The following is a 21,987-nucleotide window of genomic DNA, read 5'->3' as shown; positions in this document are numbered from 1 at the left end:
AAACCCTACAGCCGAGGGGAAAAAAGATGAGGGCATGAAGATAAATTCCCTCAATGGTCATGAAAGTGTCGGCATTATGCCCCAAGGTGCCACGGCTTGTGCCGTGCGAGGGCTGTCTGATCGGCTATTTTTTTACCGACGGTAGGCGTGGTGGCCCAGAGAGTCGGGCAATCGGCGGCTTAAACTGCTAAAGTGCCGCCCGTTATTACTTAAGAGGATTGTTCCAATGGCGACTAACCGTTCCCAGCGTCTGCGCAAAAAACTGTGCGTCGATGAATTTCAAGAGCTGGGTTTCGAACTGAACCTGGATTTCAAAGAAGATTTGGCTGATGAAGCCATTGATGCTTTCCTCGATGCGTTCCTCAAAGAAGCCATGGAAGCCAACGGCCTGGGTTATGTTGGCGGCGACGACTACGGTCTGGTTTGCCTGCAGAAGCGCGGCTCGGTCAGCGCTGAACAGCGCGCTGCCGTTGAAGCCTGGCTCAAAGGCCGCACCGAGCTGACCAGCGTTGAAGTCAGCCCGTTGCTGGACGTCTGGTACCCGGAAAAGCCGATCAATCCGGTAGCTTGATGTTCTGAAAAAAACGGCGACCCAAGGGTCGCCGTTTTTTTTTGCTTTTTTTTGTAGGAGCGAGCTTGCTCGCGATGAACCTGAGAACACCGCGGGGTGTCAGGCTTCCAGCGTTATCGTTGACGACCATCGCGAGCAGGCTCGCTCCCACAGTTCAGAATCAGCAGCGTCATCAGCAGCGTCACCACCCCCGCGACAATCCCCCAGAACGCCGAACCGATGGAAAACAGCGTCAGCCCCGATGCCGTGACCATGAAGGTGATGAGCGCCGCCTCACGCTCCTTCACTTCGCTCATGGCGATGCTCAAGCCGTTGATGATCGAGCCGAACAGCGCCAGTGCGGCAATCGACAGCACCAGTTCCTTGGGCAGTGCGGCAAACAATGCCGCGAGCGTTGCGCCGAACACGCCGGCGATCCCGTAGAAAATCCCGCACCAGACGGCGGCGGTGTAGCGTTTGTTGCGATCTTCATGAGCGTGCGGACCGGTGCAGATCGCCGCGCTGATCGCCGCCAGGTTGATCCCGTGAGAACCGAAGGGAGCCAGCAGCAAACTGGCGATGCCGGTGGTGGTGATCAGCGGCGAGGCTGGCACGGTGTAGCCATCGGCGCGCAATACGGCGATGCCGGGCATGTTCTGTGAGGTCATGGCGACGACAAACAGCGGGATGCCGATGCTGATGGTCGCGGCGAGGGAGAACTGCGGTGTGGTCCAGACCGGCGTGGCGACCTCCAGATGAAAACCGCTGAAGTCCAGCAGCCCCATGAAGCCTGACAATGCCGTGCCGATCAGCAGGGCTGCCAGCACCGCATAGCGCGGCGACAGGCGCTTGACCAGCAGATAAGTGACGAACATCCCCAGTACCAGGGCCGTGCGGTGTTGCGCGGCGACGAAAATCTCGCTGCCGATCTTGAACAGGATCCCTGCCAGCAGGGCGGCGGCCAGAGATGCCGGAATTTTTTTCACCAGCCGTTCGAAGCTGCCGGTCAGCCCGCAAATCGTCACTAGCACCGCGCAGGTCATATAGGCACCAATGGCTTCGCCGTAGCTCACGCCGCCCAGGCTGGTGATCAGCAGCGCGGCACCGGGGGTCGACCAGGCAATGGTGATCGGCGTGCGATAGCGCAGGGACAGGCCGATGGAGCACACCGCCATGCCGATGGAGATCGCCCAGATCCACGAAGAAATCTGCCCGCTGCTCAAGCCCGCCGCTTGCCCGGCCTGGAACATCAGCACCAGGGAGCTGGTGTAGCCGGTCATCATGGCGATGAACCCGGCGACGATGGCCGAGGGCGAGGTGTCGGCCAGCGGGCGGATTTGCGTGTGGGTGGCGTCGTTCATGACGGTGGTGTTCCTTATACAGAGGAAGATGTCCGCAGCAACGCTGAACCCTGTGGGAGCGAGCTTGCTCGCGATAGCGGTGGATCAGCCAACAGGAATGCTGAATGTGACGCCGTCATCGCGAGCAAGCTCGCTCCCACAGGGATTGCATTACAAAAGGCGGATTCTGCGTTAAAGCCTAAACTCAAAAGTAATCAGGTGTTGCGATACAGCCGAGGCAACATTCAGCCGTACAGTCGTGTTGCCACCATCCATTGTGTACAATCGCAGTGTTTTTTACGCGATACTTGCCAGCGACCCACTGTGCCGTATTACAGTCACGGTCAATTCGCCGCAGTTCTTCCGACTCGAGTGCCCATGAACGAACAGTTGCAACCCCTAAAGAAACAACCGCGAGCAGGCAAAGCCGGCCGCAGCGGTACCCAGGACGATATTGTCTACGCGCATATCTTCGAGGCCATCCTCGAGCAGCGTCTGGCGCCCGGCACCAAGTTGAGCGAAGAAGCGCTGGGGGAAATTTTCGGGGTCAGCCGTACCATCATTCGCCGCGCCCTGTCGCGCCTGGCCCATGAAGGCGTGGTGCTGTTGCGTCCGAATCGCGGCGCCGTGGTTGCCAGCCCGAGTGTCGAAGAGGCGCGCCAGGTGTTCATGGCCCGGCGTCTGGTCGAGCGCGCGATCACCGAGCTGGCGGTGCAGCACGCCACCGCCGAGCAGATCGCCGAATTGCGCCAGATGGTCAACGACGAACGCGACAGCTTCTCCCGCGGCGACCGGGGTGCCGGCATCCGCCTGTCGGGCGAATTCCACCTGAAACTGGCTGAAGCGGCGAAAAACGCCCCGTTGATCAGCTTCCAGCGCAGCCTGGTGTCCCAGACGTCGCTGATCATCGCCCAGTACGAAAGCGGCAACCGCTCCCACTGTTCCTACGACGAGCACACCCAACTGATCGACGCCATCGAGAAGCGCGACGCTGAACTGGCGGTGAACCTGATGATGCATCACATGGATCACATCGACAGCAAGCTCAACCTCGACGAGGAAAGTGCTTCGGATGACCTGCATGCAGTGTTCTCGCATTTGCTGCAGACCAAGAAGCCGGGTCGATCGCCGGCGAAAATCTGATAGACCGCGTCGCTGCTTTCGCGAGCAGGCTCGCTCCCACAGGGTTTTGTGTTGAATACATAAGCCAGGATCACTGAAGATTCATTGTGGGAGCGAGCCTGCTCGCGAAGGCGGTGTGACAGGCAATAAAAATCCCCCGGGCTGAAAAGCAACGGGGGATTTTTTATGCCCGAAGAAATTTAGCGCTGATGCACCAGATTGCCTGCCGCATAGGTCTGCAGCACCGCCCGGTCATCCCCCAGCGTCATCAACACAAACAACGTCTCGGCGATGTTATTGGCCTGCTTCAGGCGATAGCCCAGCAGCGGCGTGGCGTTGTAGTCCAGCACCAGGAAGTCGGCGTCGGTGCCCGGTCGCAGGGTGCCGATTTTGTCTTCCAGGCGCAGCGCACGGGCGCCGCCGAGGGTGGCCAGGTACAGCGACTTGAACGGGCTCAGGCGCGCACCTTGCAGCTGCATCACCTTGTAGGCTTCGTTAAGGGTTTGCAGCAGCGAGAAACTGGTGCCGCCGCCGACATCGGTGCCGATGCCGACATTGAGCTTGTGCTTCTCGGCCATCGGCAGGTTGAACAGGCCGCTGCCGAGGAAGAAGTTCGAGGTCGGGCAGAACGAAATGGCCGAACCGGTTTCTGCCAGGCGCGCGCACTCGTCATCGCACAGGTGCACGCCGTGGGCGAACACCGAGCGCTCGCCGAGCAACTGGTAGTGGTCGTAGACGTCCAGGTAGCCTTTGCGCTCGGGGAACAGCTCCTTGACCCACTCGATTTCCTTGAGGTTTTCACTGATGTGGGTCTGCATATACAGATCCGGGTATTCGGTCAGCAACTGGCCGGCCAGGGTCAACTGTTCCGGGGTACTGGTCGGTGCGAAGCGTGGGGTGACCGCGTAGTGCAGGCGACCCTTGCCGTGCCAGCGCTCGATCAGCGCCTTGCTGTCGACGTAGCTGGACTCGGCGGTATCGGTCAGATAGTCCGGGGCGTTGCGGTCCATCATCACCTTGCCGGCGATCATCCGCAGGTCGAGCTGCTCGGCCGCTTCGAAGAACGAGTTCACCGATTGCGGGTGCACGCTGCCGAACACCAGCGCGGTGGTGGTGCCATTGCGCAGCAGTTCCTTGATGAAAATGTCCGCGACCTGGTCAGCGTGGGCCTTGTCGGCGAACTGGCTTTCGCACGGGAAGGTGTAGGTGTTGAGCCAGTCCAGCAATTGCTCGCCATAGGCGCCGACCATGCCGGTTTGCGGCAGGTGGATGTGGGTATCGATGAAGCCGGGGGTGATCAGTGCGTCCTGGTAGTGGGTGATTTCGATATCCGCTGGCAGGGTCGGCAGCAATTCGCTGGCGTGGCCCAGGGCGCTGATCTGGCCGTTATCCACAACCAGCAAGCCGTCTTCGAAATACTCGTAGGAGGCTTCGATACCGACTTCGGCTGGGTCGGCGATGCTGTGCAGGATGGCGGCGCGGTAAGCTTTGCGAGTCAGAGGCATGAGATTCTCAGTTCGAGGCTTTCAAGTTTGCGGTTTGGCTGCGGCGTGACGCGGGCAGCAGTTTGGCAATCGGTTCGGCGCTGGAGGTCTGCTGGCCGAAGTTCGCGTTATAGGTGGCGATGATTTCGCCGGCGATGGAGATGGCGATTTCCACAGGCAACTTGCCTTTGACTTCGCCGATGCCCATCGGGCAGCGCATGCGTTGCACGACGCTGTTGTCGAAACCGCGGTCGCGCAGGCGATGTTCGAACTTCACGCGCTTGGTCTTCGAACCGATCAGGCCGAAGTAGGCGAAGTCGTTGCGCTTGAGGATCGCGGCGGTCAATTCGAGGTCGAGCTGGTGGTTGTGGGTCATCACGATGCAATAGCTGCCGGCGGGCAGGTCATCGATTTCATCCACCGGTTCTTCGCTGACGATCTTGCGCACGCCGTGGGGGATCTGCTCGGGGAATTCCTCTTCCCGCGAATCGATCCAGCGTACCCGGCAAGGCAGGCTGGCCAGCAGCGGCACCAGGGCGCGGCCGACGTGGCCGGCGCCGAACACGGCGATCTGCGCCTGCACCTGGCCCATCGGTTCGAACAGCAGAACGGTGGCACCGCCGCAGCACTGGCCGAGGCTGGCGCCGAGGCTGAAACGCTCCAGATGGGTGTCCTGCTTGCCGCTGGCGAGCATCTCGCGGGCGATCTTCATGGCCTTGTATTCCAGGTGCCCGCCACCGATGGTGTCGAAGGCCTGGTTCGCGCTGATGACCATCTTCGAGCCGGCATTGCGCGGCGTGGAGCCGAGCTCTTCGATGATGGTCACCAGCACGCAGGGCTCACCCCGGTTTTGCAAGTCGGCGAGGGCGTCGATCCAGTTGTACATAAACACCTCAACATCTCTGTTGTCTGTTCCGGTCTCTTCGCGAGCAGGCTCGCTCCCACATTGGATTTGTACAGGTCCATCAGACAGCACATAACCCTGTGGGAGCGAGCTTGCTCGCGAAGGCCGCACCTCGGTCTTAGAGCGAAGCCAACTCGGTCTCCGCCTCGACAGCCTTGGCCGCCTTCAACTGGCGCATCTGCTCACAGCCCCACAACACCCGCTCCGGAGTCGCCGGCGCGTCGATCTTCGGTTGATGTTTGTAGTCGCCCAGGCTCGCCACGGCGTCCTTGATCGCACACCACGAAGCGATGCCGAGCATGAACGGCGGCTCGCCCACGGCCTTGGAATGGAACACCGTGTCTTCCGGGTTCTTGCGGTTTTCCACCAGCTTCACCCGCAGGTCCAGCGGCATGTCCGCCACGGCCGGGATCTTGTAGCTGGCCGGGCCGTTGGTCATCAGCTTGCCCTTGTTGTTCCACACCAGCTCTTCCATGGTCAGCCAGCCCATGCCCTGGATGAAGCCGCCCTCGACCTGACCGATGTCGATGGCCGGGTTCAGCGAGGCGCCGACGTCGTGGAGGATGTCGGTGCGCAGCATCTTGTATTCGCCGGTCAGGGTGTCGACCAGCACTTCGCAGCACGCCGCGCCAAAGGCGAAGTAGTAGAACGGCCGGCCACGGGCCTGGCTGCGGTCGTAGTAGATTTTCGGGGTCTTGTAGAACCCGGTGCTCGACAGCGACACCTGGGCGAAATACGCCTGCTGGATTAGCGCTTCGAACGTCAGGATGTGATCGCGGACCCGCACGTGGCCGTTGTGGAACTCCACGTCTTCTTCGCTGACCTTGTACTGGCGCGCGGCGAATTCCACCAGGCGCTGCTTGATGGTTTCGGCGGCGTTCTGCGCAGCCTTGCCGTTCAGGTCGGCACCGCTGGACGCGGCGGTCGGCGAAGTATTCGGCACCTTGTCGGTGTTGGTCGCGGTGATCTGTACGCGGTCCATTTCCACCTGGAACACTTCGGCTACGACCTGCGCGACCTTGGTGTTCAGGCCCTGGCCCATTTCGGTGCCGCCGTGGTTCAGGTGGATGCTGCCGTCGGTGTAGACGTGCACCAGGGCACCGGCCTGGTTGAGGAAGCTGGCGGTGAAGGAAATACCGAATTTCACCGGGGTCAGCGCCAGGCCTTTTTTCAGGATCGGACTGTTGGCGTTGTAGCGACGGATCGCCTCGCGACGCTCGGCGTACTGGCTGCTTTCTTCCAGTTCGGCGGTCATCTCCTCGAGCATGTTGTGCTCGACGGTCTGGTAGTAGTGGGTGACGTTGCGCTCGGTCTTGCCGTAGTAGTTGGCCTTGCGCACGGCCAAAGGATCGAGGGCCAGATGGCGGGAGATGGCGTCCATCACTTCTTCGATGGCGACCATGCCTTGCGGGCCACCGAAGCCACGGTAAGCGGTGTTCGACGCGGTGTTGGTCTTGCAGCGGTGACCGTTGATGGTCGCATCGCCCAGGTAATACGAGTTGTCCGAGTGGAACATCGCGCGGTCGACGATCGACGCCGAGAGGTCAGGCGAGCAACCGCAGTTGCCGGCCAGTTCCAGGTTGATGCCGTGCAGGCGGCCGGTGCTGTCGAAGCCGACGTCGTACTCGACATAGAAGGGGTGACGCTTGCCGGTCATCAGCATGTCTTCGACCCGTGGCAAGCGCATCTTGGTCGGCTGGCCGGTGAGGTGCGCGATCACCGCGCACAGGCACGCGGGGCTCGCCGCCTGGGTTTCCTTGCCGCCGAAACCGCCGCCCATGCGGCGCATGTCGACGACGATCTTGTTCATCGACACGTCCAGTACTTCGGCCACCAGCTTCTGCACTTCGGTGGGGTTCTGCGTGGAGCAGTAGACGATCATGCCGCCGTCTTCGGTCGGCATCACCGAAGAGATCTGGGTTTCCAGATAGAAATGCTCCTGGCCGCCGATGTGCAGGGTGCCCTGGATGCGGTGCTCGGCAGTGGCCAGCGCCGTGGCCGAATCGCCGCGCTGGTGGGTGTGGCTGTCGAGTACGAAGTGGCGTTTGCGCAGGGCTTCGACCACGTCCAGCACAGGCTCAAGGTCCTCGTATTCGATGATCGCGGCCATGGCCGCCTTGCGCGCGGTTTCCAGGTCTTTCGCCGCCACGGCGACCACCGGTTGACCGACGAACTGCACGGTGTCGATCGCCAGTAGCGGATCGCCCGGCAGCAACGGACCGATGTCCTTCAGGCCCGGCACGTCTTCGTGGGTGATGGCGATGCGCACGCCTTCGAAGGCGTAGCAGGGCGAGGTGTCGATGCTGATGATCCGGGCGTGGGCACGGTCCGACATGCGCGCATAAACGTGCAACTGGTTGGGGAATTCCAGGCGATCGTCGATGTACTGCGCTTCACCGGCCACATGCTTGGCGGCGCTGTCGTGCTTGACGCTGCGGCCGACACCGGTGGTCAGGTCCTTGGCGAACAGTTCAGCCAATTCGGCTTGGGTCTTCTCTACGGCGTGATGATTAGACATAAGCGGTCACCCGGGTCTCGATGTGCGGCGTTTGCAGTTCGATGAAGTATTTGCGCAGCAGGTTCTGCGCGCTGAGCAGGCGATATTCCTTGCTGGCGCGGAAGTCCGAGAGCGGCGTGAAGTCTTCGCTCAGGGCAGCGCAGGCGCGTTCAACGGTGGCGTTATTGAATGGCGAGCCGAGCAACGCGGCTTCGCAGGCTGCAGCACGTTTCGGGATGGCTGCCATGCCGCCGAAGGCGACGCGGGCCTCGGCTACCACGCCGTTTTCCAGGCGAATATTGAAGGCCGCGCAAACTGCCGAGATGTCATCGTCCAGGCGCTTGGAAACCTTGTAGGCGCGGAACAGTTTTTCGACGCTGGCGCGGGGCACGATGATCTTCTCGATGAACTCGCTTTCCTGGCGCGCCGTGACGCGGTAATCGATGAAGTAGTCTTCCAGGGCCAGGGTGCGGCGGGTTTCGCCTTTGCACAGGACGATTTGCGCGCCGAGGGCGATCAGCAGGGGCGGCGAGTCACCAATCGGCGAGGCGTTGCCGATGTTGCCGCCGAGGGTGCCCTGGTTGCGGATCTGCAGGGACGCGAAGCGGTGCAGCAATTCACCGAAGTCCGGGTACTCGGCGTTCAGGGCTTCGTAGCAATCGGAAAGGGCGGTGGCGGCGCCGATTTCCAGGCGATCGTCAAAGCGCTCGATGCGTTTCATCTCGGCGACGTTGCCGACGTAGATCATCACCGGCAGGGTGCGATGGAACTGCGTGACTTCCAGCGCCAGGTCGGTACCGCCAGCCAGCAGGCGGGCCTGTGGATAAGCGTCGTAGAGGTCGGCCAGGTCGGCCACGGTCAGCGGCACCAGGCAGCGTTTGTCGCCGCTGTTGAGTTCGCCGATATCGGTCGGGGCAATGGCTTTCAGGCGCGCGATGGTGTCGGCCTCGCGGGCGTCGAACTGGTCCGGCTGCTTGCCGCAGCAGGACTGCTCGGCGGCTTCCAGGATCGGCCGGTAGCCGGTGCAACGACACAGATTGCCGGCCAGTGCTTCGTGGGCCTTGGCATGATCCGGCGCATCGCTGTTCTTTTGCAGGGCAAACAGCGACATCACGAAGCCGGGGGTGCAGAAGCCGCATTGCGAGCCGTGGCACTCGACCATGGCTTTCTGCACGCTGTGCAGTTCACCTTTGTGCTTGAGGTCTTCAACGCTGATCAGTTGCTTGCCGTGCAGGGACGATACGAAGGTCAGGCACGAGTTGAGGCTGCGATAGCGAATGTGTTCGCGGCCGTCATCATCGGTCTGCAATTCGCCGACGACCACGGTGCAGGCGCCGCAGTCACCGCTGGCGCAGCCTTCTTTGGTGCCGGGTTTGCCCACATGGTCGCGCAGATAATTGAGCACGGTCAGGTTCGGGTCCAGGGCGTGCTCGCTACGGAGTTCCTGGTTTAGTAAAAACTGGATCACGGAAGGCCTCGCAGACTCATTATTGTTGTTAACCGATAGGAACCGAATTTAGCAGGTCTGACTTTTCGGTCAATGATTTTCTGACTTAAAGGTCAGGAAATAGTATTTTGTCGATCAACCCCTTGTTCTTTAATTATTGTCGTTGGTTCGATAGCCTGCTTTTTTGCTTGAATCGTGCCAAAAACCTCCGGGCTGGCACTCCGCCCTGGCGCAGCAATTGCGCTACACTGCGCCGCTTGTACAGATCAAAGAGTTTGAAGGACAACCATGACGTTCAAGGCGCCGGACAGCCTCGCCGAGCAAATCGCTCACCACCTCGCCGAACGCATCATTCGCGGCGAAATGAAGCCCGGGGAGCGCATCCAGGAACAGAAGGTCACGCTGGCCCTCAATGTCAGCCGCGGTTCGGTCCGCGAGGCCTTGCTGATCCTCGAGCGTCGCCACCTGATCGCGATCCTGCCGCGACGTGGCGCCCACGTCACCGAGCTCACGCCGCACAAGGTGCAGAGCCTGTGCACGCTGATGAGCGAGATGTACATCCTGCTGGCCAACGCCGTGGCCAGTGGCTGGAAAGTCCAGGCCGACCTGGCGCCGTTCGTGCAGATCCAGCAGCGCCTGACCGCCAGCTACGAGCGCCAGGACATCCACACCTTCGTCGACGACAGTTTCAATGTGATGCGCGCCACCTACGGGTTTGCCAACAACCCGTACCTGCAGGAAACCGTCGAGAATTTGCAGCCGGCCATGAGCCGTGCCTATTTCCTTGCCCTGGACCTGCGCAAGGCGTCGATGAGCGAATACCTGGAACTGTTCGAACGCCTGCTCGCGGCCGTGATCGCCCGTGACTTTGCGCAGATCCGCACCGTGCTGACCGCGTATGGCCAGCGCAGTTGCGATCTGGTGATCTCCGCCCTGACGGACGCCTGAGCGTGCGGCTCAAGTGCATCAAGCTGGCGGGGTTCAAATCCTTCGTCGACCCGACCACGGTGAACTTCCCCAGCAACATGGCGGCGGTGGTCGGGCCCAATGGCTGCGGCAAATCGAACATCATCGACGCCGTTCGCTGGGTAATGGGTGAGAGTTCGGCGAAGAACCTCCGTGGCGAGTCGATGACCGACGTCATCTTCAACGGCTCCACCAGCCGCAAGCCGGTGAGCCAGGCGAGCATCGAACTGGTGTTCGATAACTCCGACGGCACCCTGCTCGGCGAATACGCCGCCTACGCGGAAATCTCCATTCGCCGCAAAGTGACGCGCGACAGCCAGACCACCTATTACCTCAACGGCACCAAGTGCCGGCGTCGTGATATCACCGATATCTTCCTCGGCACCGGCCTTGGCCCGCGCAGCTACTCGATCATCGAGCAGGGGATGATCTCCAAGCTGATCGAGTCCAAGCCCGAAGACCTGCGCAATTTCATCGAAGAAGCGGCGGGCATCTCCAAGTACAAGGAGCGCCGGCGCGAGACCGAAAACCGCATCCGTCGTACCCACGAGAACCTGGAGCGCCTGACCGACCTGCGCGAAGAGTTGACGCGTCAGCTCGAGCGCTTGCATCGCCAGGCCGAGGCCGCCAAGAAGTACCAGGAATACAAGGGCGAGGAGCGTCAACTCAAGGCGCAACTGTCGGCCCTGCGCTGGCAGGCGTTGAACGATCAGGTCGGCCAGCGTGAAGCGATCATCGGCAACCAGGAGGTTTCCTTCGAAGCCCTGGTGGCAGAGCAGCGCAATGCCGACGCGAGCATCGAGCGCCTGCGTGACGGGCACCACGACCTGTCGGAACGCTTCAATCTGGTGCAAGGGCGCTTCTACTCGGTCGGCGGTGACATTGCCCGGGTCGAGCAGAGCATCCAGCATGGCCAGCAACGCTTGCGGCAATTGCAGGACGACCTCAAGGAAGCCGAGCGCGCACGCCTGGAAACCGAATCCCACCTCGGCCATGACCGCACGCTGCTGCTGACGCTGGGCGAAGAGCTGGACATGCTGACCCCGGAACAGGAAGTCACCAGCGCCGCCGCCGAAGAGGCCGCCGCCGCGCTGGAAGACTCCGAAACCACCATGCATGGCTGGCAGGAGCAGTGGGATACGTTCAACCTCACCGCCGCCGAACCGCGCCGTCAGGCCGAAGTGCAGCAATCGCGGATCCAGCAGCTGGAAACCAGCCTGGAGCGCCTGGCCGATCGCCAGAAGCGACTGGGCGAAGAGCGCGCCTTGCTCTCGGCGGACCCGGAAGACGCGGCGATCATGGAGCTCAGCGAGCAGCTCGCCGAGTCCGAGGCGACCCTCGAAGATTTGCAGACCAGTGAAGAGGCCCAGGTCGAAAAGCTCGAGCAACTGCGCCAGCAATTACAGCAAACGCTGACGGCGCAGCAACAGGCCCAAGGCGATTTGCAGCGGCTCAACGGTCGACTGGCTTCGCTCGAAGCCTTGCAGCAAGCCGCGCTCGATCCGGGCACCGGCACCGCTGAATGGCTGCGTGAACAGAATCTTGCGAATCGCCCGCGCCTGGCCGAAGGCCTGAAGGTCGAGGCCGGTTGGGAGCTGGCGGTGGAAACCGTGCTCGGCGCCGACCTGCAGGCGGTGCTGGTGGATGATTTCAACGATTTCGATTTGTCGGGCTTTGCCCAGGGCGACTTGCGCTTGCTCAGCCCGGCCGGCGATGGCGTACGGGTGCCGGGCAGCTTGCTGGACAAGGTCGAGGCGCAGATCGATCTGTCGCCATGGCTGGGGCAGGTCAAGCCGGTCGACAGCCTTGAGCAGGCACTGGCCTTGCGCGGGCAATTGGCGGCCGGGCAGAGCCTGATCAGCCGTGACGGTTACTGGGTCGGTCGGCATTTCCTGCGCGTGCGTCGGGCCAGTGAAGCGGAAAGCGGCGTGCTCGCCCGTGGCCAGGAAATCCAGCAACTGGGCCTTGAGCGCGAAGAGCGCGAAGCCGCGGTCGAAACCCTGGAAACGCAACTGCAGAATCTCAGGGCGCAGCAGCGCCAGCAGGAAAACGGCCGCGAGCATTTGCGCCGTTTGCTGCAAGACGAAGCCCGCCAGCAAGGTGAATTGAAAGCCCAGTTGTCGGCCGGCAAGGCCAAGGCCGAGCAATTGACCCTGCGCCGCACTCGCCTCGACGAAGAACTCACCGAACTGGATGAGCAGCGCGCGCTGGAGCACGAAAACATCGGTGAAGCGCGCCTGCAACTGCAGGAAGCCCTCGACAGCATGGCGCTGGATACCGAGCAGCGTGAGCTGTTGCTGGCCCAGCGCGACAGTTTGCGCGAGCGCCTGGATCGGGTGCGCCAGGAAGCGCGGCAACACAAGGATCATGCCCATCAGTTGGCGGTGCGCCTGGGTTCGCTCAAGGCGCAGCACGATTCGACTCGCCAGGCGCTGGAGCGTCTGGAGATGCAGTCCGAGCGCCTGACTGAAAAGCGCGAACAACTGAGCCTCAACCTGGAGGAGGGCGAAGCGCCACTGGAAGAGCTGCGCCTGAAGCTCGAGGAGTTGCTCGACAAGCGCATGACGGTCGACGAAGAACTCAAGACTGCGCAGATCGCCCTTGAAGACGCCGACCGCGAATTGCGCGACGCCGAAAAGCGCCGCAGCCAGGCCGAACAGCAATCCCAATTGATTCGCAGCCAGCTCGAAACCCAGCGCATGGAATGGCAAGCCCTGACCGTGCGCCGCAAGACTTTGCAGGACCAGTTGCTGGAAGACGGCTACGATCTCCACGGCGTACTCGCGACATTGACCGCCGAGGCCAGCGAGAAGGAAGCCGAGGAAGAGCTCGAGCGCATCGCCGCGAGGATCCAGCGTCTGGGCGCGATCAACCTGGCGGCCATCGATGAGTACCAGCAACAATCGGAGCGTAAACGTTATCTGGATGCCCAGGACGCCGATCTGGTGGAAGCGCTTGAAACCCTTGAGAACGTGATTCGCAAGATCGACAAGGAAACCCGCAACCGCTTCAAGGATACCTTTGATCAGATCAATGGCGGTTTACAGGCGCTTTTCCCAAAAGTTTTCGGTGGAGGTCGCGCGTATTTGGAACTGACGGGCGAAGATCTACTCGATACAGGGGTGACAATCATGGCGCAGCCGCCTGGAAAGAAGAACAGCACCATCCATTTGCTCTCCGGTGGCGAAAAAGCCCTGACCGCATTGGCCCTGGTTTTTGCGATCTTCAAGTTGAATCCGGCGCCGTTCTGCATGCTCGATGAAGTTGACGCGCCACTGGATGACGCTAACGTTGGACGCTACGCAAAATTGGTTAAAGAGATGTCGCAGTCAGTGCAGTTCATCTATATCACCCACAACAAGATCGCCATGGAAATGGCCGATCAACTGATGGGTGTGACGATGCACGAACCCGGTTGTTCACGTCTGGTGGCAGTGGATGTCGAGGAGGCGATGGCGATGGTGGATGCCTGAGTCGTGGTTGCAGGAAGGCGTGTTTATGGGTTGCAGGACTCTTTTCCTCGCTTCGACTTGCTGGCCAATCGACATATTCGCGCTAGCCAAGGTGGTAGACGGTGTAAAGTTGCCTTTGGTCGTGCTAGTTTAATGTCAATTTTTCGTATACGTGGGCAAAACGCCTGTCAGAACATAGAGTTGGCGCCACGTTTTAAAGCGGTTTACAGGTTGTAAACCCCTTATTTTTCAGCATTTTTTATAGAGGCACGGGATTACATGGAAATCGGTCTGCGCGAGTGGCTGATCGTCATCGGCATTATTGTCATTGCCGGTATTCTTTTTGATGGCTGGCGCCGTATGCGCGGCGGCAAGGGAAAACTGAAGTTCCGTCTTGACCGAAGTCTGTCCAACCTGCCGGACGAGGACAGCAGCGCCGAGCTGCTGGGCCCGCCGCGCGTGCTGGATACGCATAAAGAGCCGCAACTGGACGAGCAGGACCTGCCGTCGGTGAGCATGCCGGCCCGCGAGCCTCGTGAATCAGGCTCCAAGCGCGGCAAGCGTGGCCACAGCGAGCCTTCCCAGGGCGACATGAACCTCAGCCTGGATCTGGATGGCGGCCCGAGCTTCAGCAGTCGTGACGACGATTTCCCGGATGACACCAAGTCCTCGCCAGCGCACAGCGAAAAAGATCAGCCGCAAGCTGAAGAAGTGCTGGTGATCAGCGTGATCTGCCGCGACGCTGCCGGCTTCAAGGGGCCGGCGCTGTTGCAGAACATTCTGGAAAGCGGCCTGCGTTTCGGCGAGATGGATATTTTCCACCGTCACGAAAGCATGGCGGGCAACGGCGAGGTGCTGTTCTCCATGGCCAACGCCGTCAAGCCGGGCGTATTCGACCTGGACGACATCGACCACTTCAGCACCCCGGCGGTGAGCTTCTTCCTGGGTCTGCCAGGTCCTCGCCATCCGAAGCAAGCCTTCGACGTGATGGTGGCCGCGGCGCGTAAGTTGTCCCAGGAGCTCAACGGCGAACTGAAGGACGATCAGCGCAGCGTACTGACGGCCCAGACGATCGAGCACTACCGTCAGCGCATCGTCGAATTCGAACGCCGCGCCCTGACCCAGAAGCGCTAAATCAAACGGAGCTCTCTATGTCAGGAGAGCTTTTGTGGCGAGGGGGCTTGCCCCCGTTGGGCTGCGAAGCGGCCCCAAAACCAGCCAACCCGTTTTGTCAGATAAAATACGAACACTGGATCTACGACTGCTTTGCAGCCGAACGGGGGCAAGCCCCCTCGCCACAAAGTGCAAGCCATCAGGCTATCGTGATTAGAAGATTGAGCAGCCTCGGCTGCTCTTTTTCTTTATGAGAGAACACCCATGACCGCCGCCAAGAACCGTATTTTAGAGCTGCGCGCTGAGCTGGATCAGCACAACTATCGCTATCACGTGCTCGACGAGCCGAGCATTCCGGACGCCGAATACGACCGCTTGTTCAACGAGCTCAAGGCGCTGGAAGCGGCCAATCCCGAGTTGATCACCAGCGACTCGCCCACCCAGCGAGTGGGCAGCGCGGCGCTGTCGGCGTTTACCCAGGTGCGTCACGAAGTGCCCATGCTCAGCCTCGGCAACGCCTTCGAAGAAACCGACATGCGTGAGTTCGACCGCCGGGTGACCGAGGGTCTGGATTTCCCGGCGGGCGACCTGTTCGGTGGCGGCGCAACAGTCGAATACAGCTGCGAGCCCAAGCTCGACGGCCTGGCCGTCAGCCTGTTGTACCAGGATGGCGTCCTGGTGCGCGGCGCCACCCGCGGCGATGGTACGACAGGTGAAGACATCAGCGTCAACGTGCGCACCGTGCGCAACATTCCGCTCAAACTGCACGGTACTGGCTGGCCGGCGACCCTGGAGGTGCGCGGCGAAGTGTTCATGTCCAAGGCCGGTTTCGAACGGCTCAACGCTACGCAACTGGAAGTCGGCGGCAAGACTTTCGCCAACCCGCGCAACGCAGCGGCGGGCAGTTTGCGCCAGCTGGATTCGAAGATCACCGCCAATCGTCCACTGGAATTCTGCTGCTACGGCATCGGCCAGGTGTCGGCGGACATCGCCGATACGCACATCGGCAATTTGCAGCAGCTCAAGGCCTGGGGCATGCCGATCAGCCACGAGCTGAAACTGGCGCAGGGTATCGCCGAGTGCCTGGATTACTACCGCGACATCGGTGAGCGGCGCAACGCGCTGCCCTATGAAATCGACGGCGTGGTGTTCAAGGTCAACAGCATCGCCTCCCAACGCGAACTGGGTTTTCGCGCCCGTGAGCCGCGTTGGGCCATCGCCCACAAATTCCCGGCGATGGAAGAACTCACCGAGCTGCTCGATGTGGAATTCCAGGTCGGCCGCACCGGTGCAGTGACGCCGGTGGCACGCCTGAAGCCGGTGAAGGTCGCAGGCGTAACGGTGGCCAACGCCACGCTGCATAACATGGACGAAGTCGCACGTTTGGGCCTGATGATCGGCGACACGGTGATCATTCGCCGCGCCGGTGACGTGATTCCGCAAGTGGTACAGGTGGTCATGGAGCGCCGTCCGGAAAATGCGCGGCCGGTGCAGATCCCGGAGAAATGCCCGGTGTGTGGCTCCCATGTCGAGCGCACGCAACTGATCAAGCGCAGCAAGGGCCGCGAGACGGTCAGCGAAGGCGCGGTGTACCGCTGCGTCGGTCGCCTGGCCTGTGGCGCGCAACTCAAGCAGGCCATCATTCACTTCGTCTCCCGTCGTGCCATGGACATCGAAGGCCTGGGCGAGAAGAGCGTCGAGCAACTGGTCGACGAAGGCCTGGTGAGCTCGCCGGCCGATCTGTACGCCCTGACGTTCGAGCAGATCGTCGATCTGGAAGGCTTTGCCGAACTGTCGAGCAAGAACCTGCTCGGCGCCATCGAAGACAGCAAGAAGCCGGGGTTGGCGCGGTTCATCTACGCCCTCGGGATTCCCGATGTCGGCGAAGAGACGGCCAAGGTGCTGGCCCGCTCCCTGGGGTCGCTGGAGCGGGTGCAGCAGGCTTTGCCGCAGGTGCTGACGTACTTGCCGGATGTCGGGCTGGAAGTTGCGCACGAGATCCACAGCTTCTTTGAAGACGCACATAACCAGCAGGTGATCGCTGATTTGCTCAGGCATGGCCTGCAGATTCAGGATCAGGGCGAGTTGGGCGCCGAGTTTTCGGCGAGCACCACGCTGGGCGGTTTCCTCGACAAGCTGCATATTCCATCGGTCGGTCCGGGCGGGGCGCAGAAACTGGCGGACAAGTTCGGCTCGCTGCAGGCGGTGATCGGTGCTGACTGGCTGGACATGCGCCAGGCACTGCCGGAGAAACAGGCCAATTCGGTGCGCGAGTTCTTCGCGCTCGAAGAGAATCGCCAATTGGCCGAAGCGGCCGAAAAGCAACTGGTCGAATTCGGCATGCACTGGCAGAGCGAGAAGAAGGTCGTCGAAGGCTTGCCGCTGGCCGGCCAGACCTGGGTGCTGACCGGCTCGCTGGAGCTGATGAGCCGCGATGTGGCCAAGGACAAACTCGAAAGCCTGGGGGCCAAGGTCGCCGGCTCCGTGTCGGCCAAGACCCATTGCGTGGTCGCAGGGCCGGGCGCCGGTTCAAAGTTGACCAAGGCCAATGAGCTGGGGTTGAAGGTGCTGGATGAAGAGGCGTTTGTGGTGTTTTTGAAGGGGCAGGGTATTTCGGTCTGATGCAGATACTGTGAAGGGAGAGCATGATCCATGCGGCATCTCTCCCTGCATCGCTAAAGCTACCATTGGCCTCAGGCGATCAATTACAGAAAATATCTACTGTAAATATCGACTGCGATCAGGGCGAAAAGGAAAAATGAGCTAGAACCCCATGATAGGGTCAGTATCAATTTCAGTTTTCTTGGGAAGTTTTTGACTTCGTTGGCATCCACCAAGCCTTTCTTTGCGAAAAGCTTTGGCATTAGGAGAATATGGGTGATCACCCCATTGCTTGTGGCTTTTCCCATAAGGCCCATTTGAGAAAACAGCTTTTTATTATCTTTTACGAGCTTGCTGTTTGGCAGCAAGCTTTCCGCTTTTTCTGTATAGATATGAACCATTAAAAATACCCAAATGGTTGTCAGGATAAACGGTGCGAAAAGGATGACTGATACCAGGCCGAGGGGGGCATGGCTCATTGCGCCATATCTCCATACAGATACTCACCGAAGTTTTCCCCTACGGCTCCTCCCAATGATCCTCCTGTCACACCCCCTACTGCGCCCCCTGCCACAGCGCATACCAATGCCCCAGTTCCGCCGCTAGCAACACCCAAGACAAACATGCAGCCGAACATTCCCGCACGAGAGCCTATAGAGCCACCAAGGGCTCCACCCGCCAGGCCTCCAATCAAAGAAGATCCTTCCACATACTTGGCTTTTTTACACTCTTCCTCCCGTCCAGACACACACGCCTGCCGGATATTCAGCCCGGCAGAAGCAACGTCCAGCGCAGTACCAATATAAACCCCTCGCTTGATCAGCTTCGCCGCCCTGGCTACACCGCTGACCTTTTGTGCATAACCGGCAATCTCGCCCGTACTCATGTAGCTCTTGGTCGAAATCCCCAGCATCCGTTTTATCGAGCCTTGATAACGAAGCCCGGAACCGTAGGACGCTACATTGCCCAGTTGTGTTTCCAGCTTGCCGAACAACCTGGCGCGTTCGGTGTAAAACCGGTCCCGGGCGGTTATTGAACCGCTGCGCAGGTAGTCTTTATGGACTTGTTCGATTTCCTCCAGGGTGCTCTTGATCGCGGTCATGTGTTTGCTCCAGCCGTCGCTGACGACACCGGCGCCGATAGTGCCGTGGGCGAGCATGCCCTGGAGCAGTTCGAAGTTGTCGAGCAGGAAGTCATCGGCGTCGACCTGATTGGTCAGCAGGGCGATGTGTATTTCGCTTGCCCTGGCCATCAGGTATGCCTCTTCACTGGTACTCAATGAAGTCGACACGTCACCAATGATCACGAGTTCACCCGCCAGTACCACCGTATTGGCGATGTGGCTGTTGAGTGCATCGAACTTGCTTTTGGCGATGCCGGTCAGGCCAAGTTGCGCCTTGAGGGATGCGTAAGTCTGGGATTTTGAATTGATGAACGCCAGAGGCTGTGCCATGTCAGCCTCACGAATAACGTTTGTTGCCGATGCGATCCCAGCCACCGGCTACATTGCCGCCGCCGGCGCCATCGCTGCGTTTTTGTTGGGTATAGACGGTCTTGATGCGGCCGTAGTCCAGTTGCACGACTTCTACGGGAATGCCGGCGCTGGCGTTTTGCATGTAGTCGGCAATGATGACTTCTTCGAGCACGATCTCGAAATATTTGAGTTTGTCAGTCCCTGCACGGCTGAGCACCAGCGTGACTTGTTTCAGGTGTTCACCCGCACAACTGGCCTCCATCAACTTGCAGCTGGACTTGTCCAGAACCTTGGTAAAGGTGAAGTTGCTTAACGTTGTACGTCCGGCCGTAGCGCCACCGGCAGAGCTGGCGGTGGCTGAAGTGCTTTGACGAGTGCCAAAGCTGTATCCGTCGACCTCGATCCAGTCACGGTACTTGTCGTCCAGCGCTTCGCCCGGAATACCTTCGATTTTGATGTATGCGTCAAACGCCATGCGACCTCTCCTTGGCAATCAAGTTTTGCGGGAGGAAATGTACGGCCTTCCAGGCAGGCATGGCTCATCCAGAAGCTGCTAATGGGCAAAATCAGATTTTTCCTACTCGGTGTTGCTTGGTGGGGCTGTAGGACGTATCCGTAAATCCATAGGTAGCAAAAGATTCATTTGTTGCAGACTGCCAGTTGAAATCAGCAAAAAGGCGGAACGTTCGACAGCCATCCGTGATCTAGTCTTGGCAAGCCCCAGGGAGAGATCGCCATGCACCCTTTCTTCGAACAGCTCAGCTCGCGCATTTGTGCGCCGCTCACGGATGAGCGTTCACGCAGCAGCAAGGTCTGGTCCTGTCGTTGCGGGCAGTCGCTGTTCTTTCGCAACAGCCAGTGCCTGGCGTGTTCAGCGGCGTTGGGTTATCAGCCGGGGCAGAGTCGCTTGTCCTCACTGCGGCCGGGTGAGCAAGCGGGCACCTGGTTGCTTGATGTCGATCCCGGGGCAGGCCTGTTTCGACGCTGCGCCAACCTCGATTCTCCGGCGGCCTGCAATTGGTTGCTGCCTGCCAATGACCAAGAGGTCTTGTGCATTGCCTGCAGCCTCAATCGAACCATTCCCGACCTGTCGATCACCGAAAACCACGAGCGCTGGCGCAAGGTGGAAACCGCCAAGCGGCGTCTGGTCGCGCAACTGGTCAGCCTGGGGTTGCAGGTGATTCCCAGGGCCGTCGATGAAGAGACTGGCCTTGCCTTCGATTTCATCGGCGTTGACCTTGAAGGCAAGCCGCCGACTACCGGCCACGCCAACGGCCTGATCACCCTCGATATCAAGGAAGCCGACGACGCGCACCGCGAGCAGGTGCGGTTGCAAATGCACGAACCCTATCGCACCTTGCTCGGGCATTTTCGTCACGAAGTCGGGCATTACTACTGGGACCGATTGATCGCCCATAGCCATTGGCTTGAGCCTTTTCGCGGCTTGTTCGGCGATGAACGCGCGAGCTACGCCGATGCCCTTGAACGCCATTATCAGCAGGGCGCGCCGCTCGACTGGCAGCAGCACTGCGTCAGCGCCTACGCGACCATGCACCCGTGGGAAGACTGGGCGGAAACCTGGGCGCATTACCTGCACATGATGGACGCCGTGGACACCGCGCTGGGGTTTGGCATGAGCGCCCGGGAAATGGACTTCGACTATCAGCCGTTTCCACCCCAAACCCTCTACGATCCGCAGCATCCCGGCGGCGCGGCTTTCCTGTCGTTCGTCAACGCCTGGATCGAACTGGCCGGCATGCTCAACGAGCTGTCACGCAGCATGGGGCAGCCGGATTTCTACCCCTTCGTCCTGCCGCCTGCTGTCGTTGCCAAGCTGCATTTCATTCATCTGGTGATTCAACAGGCGGGCGGCAGGGTGGATGCGGTGCTTGAGGCGCAATAGCAAGTGCTTGAAGCCCCTCATGTTTTTATTCCGAAACCAACGGTTGTAACTTCGCCTCAGATAGGTACAATGGCGCGGCTCGCCGACAGGTGAGCGTCGTTATGGTGACCCTATCGGTCCCCCCGCAACGATCAGCCGTGAACCCGGTCAGGCCTGGAAGGGAGCAGCCGCAGCGGTGACATTGTGTGCCGGGGTGTGGCTGGTAGGGTTACCACCTTAACGCCACGCGAGTGTTCTCTCGCGTCATCTTCTTCAATACAGACTTCCGCTAGCTGCCAGGATCTTCTCCGAGGCGGTTTTTCGTCGTTTGCGCTTTATCCACAGCCGCCGGCTCGCCACCGATATACAGCCGAACAATTTCATCGATCTCCCCGGACATCTTCATCCGCGCCAGGGTGCGCAGAATGCTCTGCACCGGGACCTGTGGGTCGTTGCGAACGTAGCAACCGAGACGGTTTTCCTGCAGCACTGCCACGCTTTGCAGTTGCTGCTCCGGCAGCAGGCGGTGATTGAACCAGTCCAGGCTCCATTGATTGCTGACGGCATAACGATTGCGGCCGGCCAGGAGCTTTTCCAGCACTTGTTCCTGATTGCGTGCATCGTCGCGCTGCAGTTGGCCGCTGTCGAACAGCGGCTGCAGGGTCGGGTAGCTGTAGCCCAGCACGGTGCCAACGGGCTGTTGTGGCAAGTCGGCGGGTTTGACTGCGTCGGGCGGTGCATGCCGGGTGATCAACACGTCAGGCTGAGTGAAGAGCGGGATGCTCCAGAGATAATCGCCAGGCTGTTCAGGCAGCCACGATTGCGCGGCATAACAGCGGACATCGACCTCGCCTTGCTCCATGGCGCCTTGTATGCGCCGGCGGGGCAATACGTGGAACTCGGCCGGTACGCCGACCTGGGTCGCGAGGCTGAGCATCATGTCATACAGGATGCCCTGGGTCGGTTTGCCCCGCTCAAGCTGCACCATGGGCATGCTCCAGCTGTCGGTTATCACGAAGCGCAGCGGTGCTGGCGCCGCTACGCCGTCCAGGCTGATCAACAGCAATGTCCCCAAGGCCAGCCGCATAAACACTCCGTTAAATGCCTGTGATGTGCAGCTTAGCCACAATACACGAGCGCACCGGATGCAATTTG

Annotated in this window: 16 protein-coding genes and 1 other RNA gene; 8 read left to right on the top strand and 9 right to left on the bottom strand. The window is 60.4% G+C overall.

The features are described from left to right. Positions 1-226: 226 nt before the first annotated feature. Positions 227-571, top strand: coding sequence for a YggL family protein (locus PMI26_RS23845; RefSeq protein WP_007971486.1), 345 nt, complete (start codon positions 227-229; stop codon positions 569-571). A 113-nt stretch (positions 572-684) separates the two neighbouring features. On the opposite strand, the gene PMI26_RS23850 is transcribed toward PMI26_RS23845, so the two are convergent. Continuing rightward, on the bottom strand, positions 685-1,911 hold the full coding sequence (locus PMI26_RS23850) for a benzoate/H(+) symporter BenE family transporter (protein WP_007971484.1): 1,227 nt from the start codon (positions 1,909-1,911) through the stop codon (positions 685-687). Positions 1,912-2,268: 357 nt separating this feature from the next. Here PMI26_RS23850 and PMI26_RS23855 point away from each other — a divergent pair, with 357 nt between their 5' ends. Further along, positions 2,269-3,033: a GntR family transcriptional regulator gene (locus PMI26_RS23855; protein ID WP_007971481.1), complete on the top strand. Its 765-nt coding sequence runs from the start codon at positions 2,269-2,271 to the stop codon at positions 3,031-3,033. A gap of 179 nt (positions 3,034-3,212) precedes the next feature. Here the strand turns inward: PMI26_RS23855 and guaD are convergent, their stop codons facing one another. From guaD to xdhA, 4 genes are all read right to left on the bottom strand, one after another. Continuing rightward, complete coding sequence (guaD, locus tag PMI26_RS23860; RefSeq protein ID WP_007971479.1) at positions 3,213-4,517, bottom strand: guanine deaminase; 1,305 nt, start codon at positions 4,515-4,517, stop codon at positions 3,213-3,215. A 7-nt stretch (positions 4,518-4,524) separates the two neighbouring features. Then, entirely contained in the window at positions 4,525-5,382 is an 858-nt protein-coding gene (xdhC, locus tag PMI26_RS23865; RefSeq protein WP_007971477.1) for a xanthine dehydrogenase accessory protein XdhC, read from the bottom strand. 136 nt (positions 5,383-5,518) lie between these two features. Then, positions 5,519-7,918, bottom strand: coding sequence for a xanthine dehydrogenase molybdopterin binding subunit (gene xdhB, locus PMI26_RS23870; RefSeq protein ID WP_007971475.1), 2,400 nt, complete (start codon positions 7,916-7,918; stop codon positions 5,519-5,521). Further along, complete coding sequence (xdhA, locus tag PMI26_RS23875) at positions 7,911-9,365, bottom strand: xanthine dehydrogenase small subunit (RefSeq protein WP_007971473.1); 1,455 nt, start codon at positions 9,363-9,365, stop codon at positions 7,911-7,913. The genes xdhB and xdhA overlap by 8 nt, the downstream gene beginning before the upstream one ends. Before the next feature lie 267 nt (positions 9,366-9,632). Here xdhA and PMI26_RS23880 point away from each other — a divergent pair, with 267 nt between their 5' ends. The 4 genes from PMI26_RS23880 (at position 9,633) to ligA (ending at position 17,497) form a co-directional block, all read left to right on the top strand. After that, the gene (locus tag PMI26_RS23880) at positions 9,633-10,292 is read left to right on the top strand and encodes a GntR family transcriptional regulator (RefSeq protein ID WP_007971471.1); all 660 of its coding nucleotides are present in this window, start codon (positions 9,633-9,635) and stop codon (positions 10,290-10,292) included. Positions 10,293-10,294: 2 nt separating this feature from the next. Next, positions 10,295-13,783, top strand: a complete 3,489-nt coding sequence (gene smc / locus PMI26_RS23885; protein ID WP_007971470.1) for a chromosome segregation protein SMC — start codon at positions 10,295-10,297, stop codon at positions 13,781-13,783. A 258-nt stretch (positions 13,784-14,041) separates the two neighbouring features. Beyond that, positions 14,042-14,896: a cell division protein ZipA gene (gene zipA / locus PMI26_RS23890; RefSeq protein WP_007971469.1), complete on the top strand. Its 855-nt coding sequence runs from the start codon at positions 14,042-14,044 to the stop codon at positions 14,894-14,896. 243 nt (positions 14,897-15,139) lie between these two features. Next, positions 15,140-17,497, top strand: a complete 2,358-nt coding sequence (gene ligA / locus PMI26_RS23895; RefSeq protein WP_007971467.1) for an NAD-dependent DNA ligase LigA — start codon at positions 15,140-15,142, stop codon at positions 17,495-17,497. An 83-nt stretch (positions 17,498-17,580) separates the two neighbouring features. On the opposite strand, the gene PMI26_RS0129405 is transcribed toward ligA, so the two are convergent. From PMI26_RS0129405 to PMI26_RS23905, 3 genes are read right to left on the bottom strand one after another with little or no spacing between them, the layout of a single operon-like run. Further along, positions 17,581-17,955, bottom strand: a complete 375-nt coding sequence (locus tag PMI26_RS0129405) for a hypothetical protein (RefSeq protein WP_007971466.1) — start codon at positions 17,953-17,955, stop codon at positions 17,581-17,583. Next, positions 17,952-18,929 carry a hypothetical protein gene (locus PMI26_RS23900; RefSeq protein ID WP_007971464.1) on the bottom strand — a complete coding sequence of 326 codons (978 nt, stop codon included), beginning with the start codon at positions 18,927-18,929 and terminating at the stop codon, positions 17,952-17,954. The genes PMI26_RS0129405 and PMI26_RS23900 overlap by 4 nt, the downstream gene beginning before the upstream one ends. A 7-nt stretch (positions 18,930-18,936) precedes the next feature. Beyond that, the gene (locus PMI26_RS23905; RefSeq protein WP_007971462.1) at positions 18,937-19,425 is read right to left on the bottom strand and encodes an Hcp family type VI secretion system effector; all 489 of its coding nucleotides are present in this window, start codon (positions 19,423-19,425) and stop codon (positions 18,937-18,939) included. A 261-nt stretch (positions 19,426-19,686) separates the two neighbouring features. Between PMI26_RS23905 and PMI26_RS23910 the strand changes: the two genes are divergently transcribed. Together PMI26_RS23910 and ffs are read left to right on the top strand one after the other, a co-directional pair. Further along, a complete protein-coding gene (locus tag PMI26_RS23910) occupies positions 19,687-20,853 on the top strand; it encodes a zinc-binding metallopeptidase family protein (RefSeq protein WP_007971461.1) in 1,167 nt (388 codons plus the stop codon). 111 nt (positions 20,854-20,964) lie between these two features. Beyond that, an RNA gene (ffs, locus tag PMI26_RS30365) (signal recognition particle sRNA small type) lies at positions 20,965-21,061 on the top strand. 60 nt (positions 21,062-21,121) lie between these two features. Here the strand turns inward: ffs and PMI26_RS23915 are convergent. After that, positions 21,122-21,919, bottom strand: coding sequence for a substrate-binding periplasmic protein (locus tag PMI26_RS23915; protein ID WP_007971459.1), 798 nt, complete (start codon positions 21,917-21,919; stop codon positions 21,122-21,124). Positions 21,920-21,987: the final 68 nt, after the last annotated feature.

It is taken from the genome of Pseudomonas sp. GM33, assembly GCF_000282295.1.
Lineage (GTDB): Bacteria > Pseudomonadota > Gammaproteobacteria > Pseudomonadales > Pseudomonadaceae > Aquipseudomonas > Aquipseudomonas laurylsulfatiphila.
The sequence above is the reverse complement of the archived record's forward strand: the minus strand, read 5'-3'. Positions and strand labels throughout refer to the sequence as shown.

Bases quoted from the DNA above. Each gene is read 5' to 3' on its own strand.
- PMI26_RS23845 (WP_007971486.1), top strand. From the start codon at position 227: ATGGCGACTAACCGTTCCCAGCGTCTGCGCAAAAAACTGTGCGTCGAT.
- PMI26_RS23850 (WP_007971484.1), bottom strand. From the start codon at position 1,911: ATGAACGACGCCACCCACACGCAAATCCGCCCGCTGGCCGACACCTCG.
- PMI26_RS23855 (WP_007971481.1), top strand. From the start codon at position 2,269: ATGAACGAACAGTTGCAACCCCTAAAGAAACAACCGCGAGCAGGCAAA.
- guaD (WP_007971479.1), bottom strand. From the start codon at position 4,517: ATGCCTCTGACTCGCAAAGCTTACCGCGCCGCCATCCTGCACAGCATC.
- xdhC (WP_007971477.1), bottom strand. From the start codon at position 5,382: ATGTACAACTGGATCGACGCCCTCGCCGACTTGCAAAACCGGGGTGAG.
- xdhB (WP_007971475.1), bottom strand. From the start codon at position 7,918: ATGTCTAATCATCACGCCGTAGAGAAGACCCAAGCCGAATTGGCTGAA.
- PMI26_RS23880 (WP_007971471.1), top strand. From the start codon at position 9,633: ATGACGTTCAAGGCGCCGGACAGCCTCGCCGAGCAAATCGCTCACCAC.
- zipA (WP_007971469.1), top strand. From the start codon at position 14,042: ATGGAAATCGGTCTGCGCGAGTGGCTGATCGTCATCGGCATTATTGTC.
- ligA (WP_007971467.1), top strand. From the start codon at position 15,140: ATGACCGCCGCCAAGAACCGTATTTTAGAGCTGCGCGCTGAGCTGGAT.
- PMI26_RS0129405 (WP_007971466.1), bottom strand. From the start codon at position 17,955: ATGAGCCATGCCCCCCTCGGCCTGGTATCAGTCATCCTTTTCGCACCG.
- PMI26_RS23900 (WP_007971464.1), bottom strand. From the start codon at position 18,929: ATGGCACAGCCTCTGGCGTTCATCAATTCAAAATCCCAGACTTACGCA.
- PMI26_RS23905 (WP_007971462.1), bottom strand. From the start codon at position 19,425: ATGGCGTTTGACGCATACATCAAAATCGAAGGTATTCCGGGCGAAGCG.
- PMI26_RS23910 (WP_007971461.1), top strand. From the start codon at position 19,687: ATGCACCCTTTCTTCGAACAGCTCAGCTCGCGCATTTGTGCGCCGCTC.
- PMI26_RS23915 (WP_007971459.1), bottom strand. From the start codon at position 21,919: ATGCGGCTGGCCTTGGGGACATTGCTGTTGATCAGCCTGGACGGCGTA.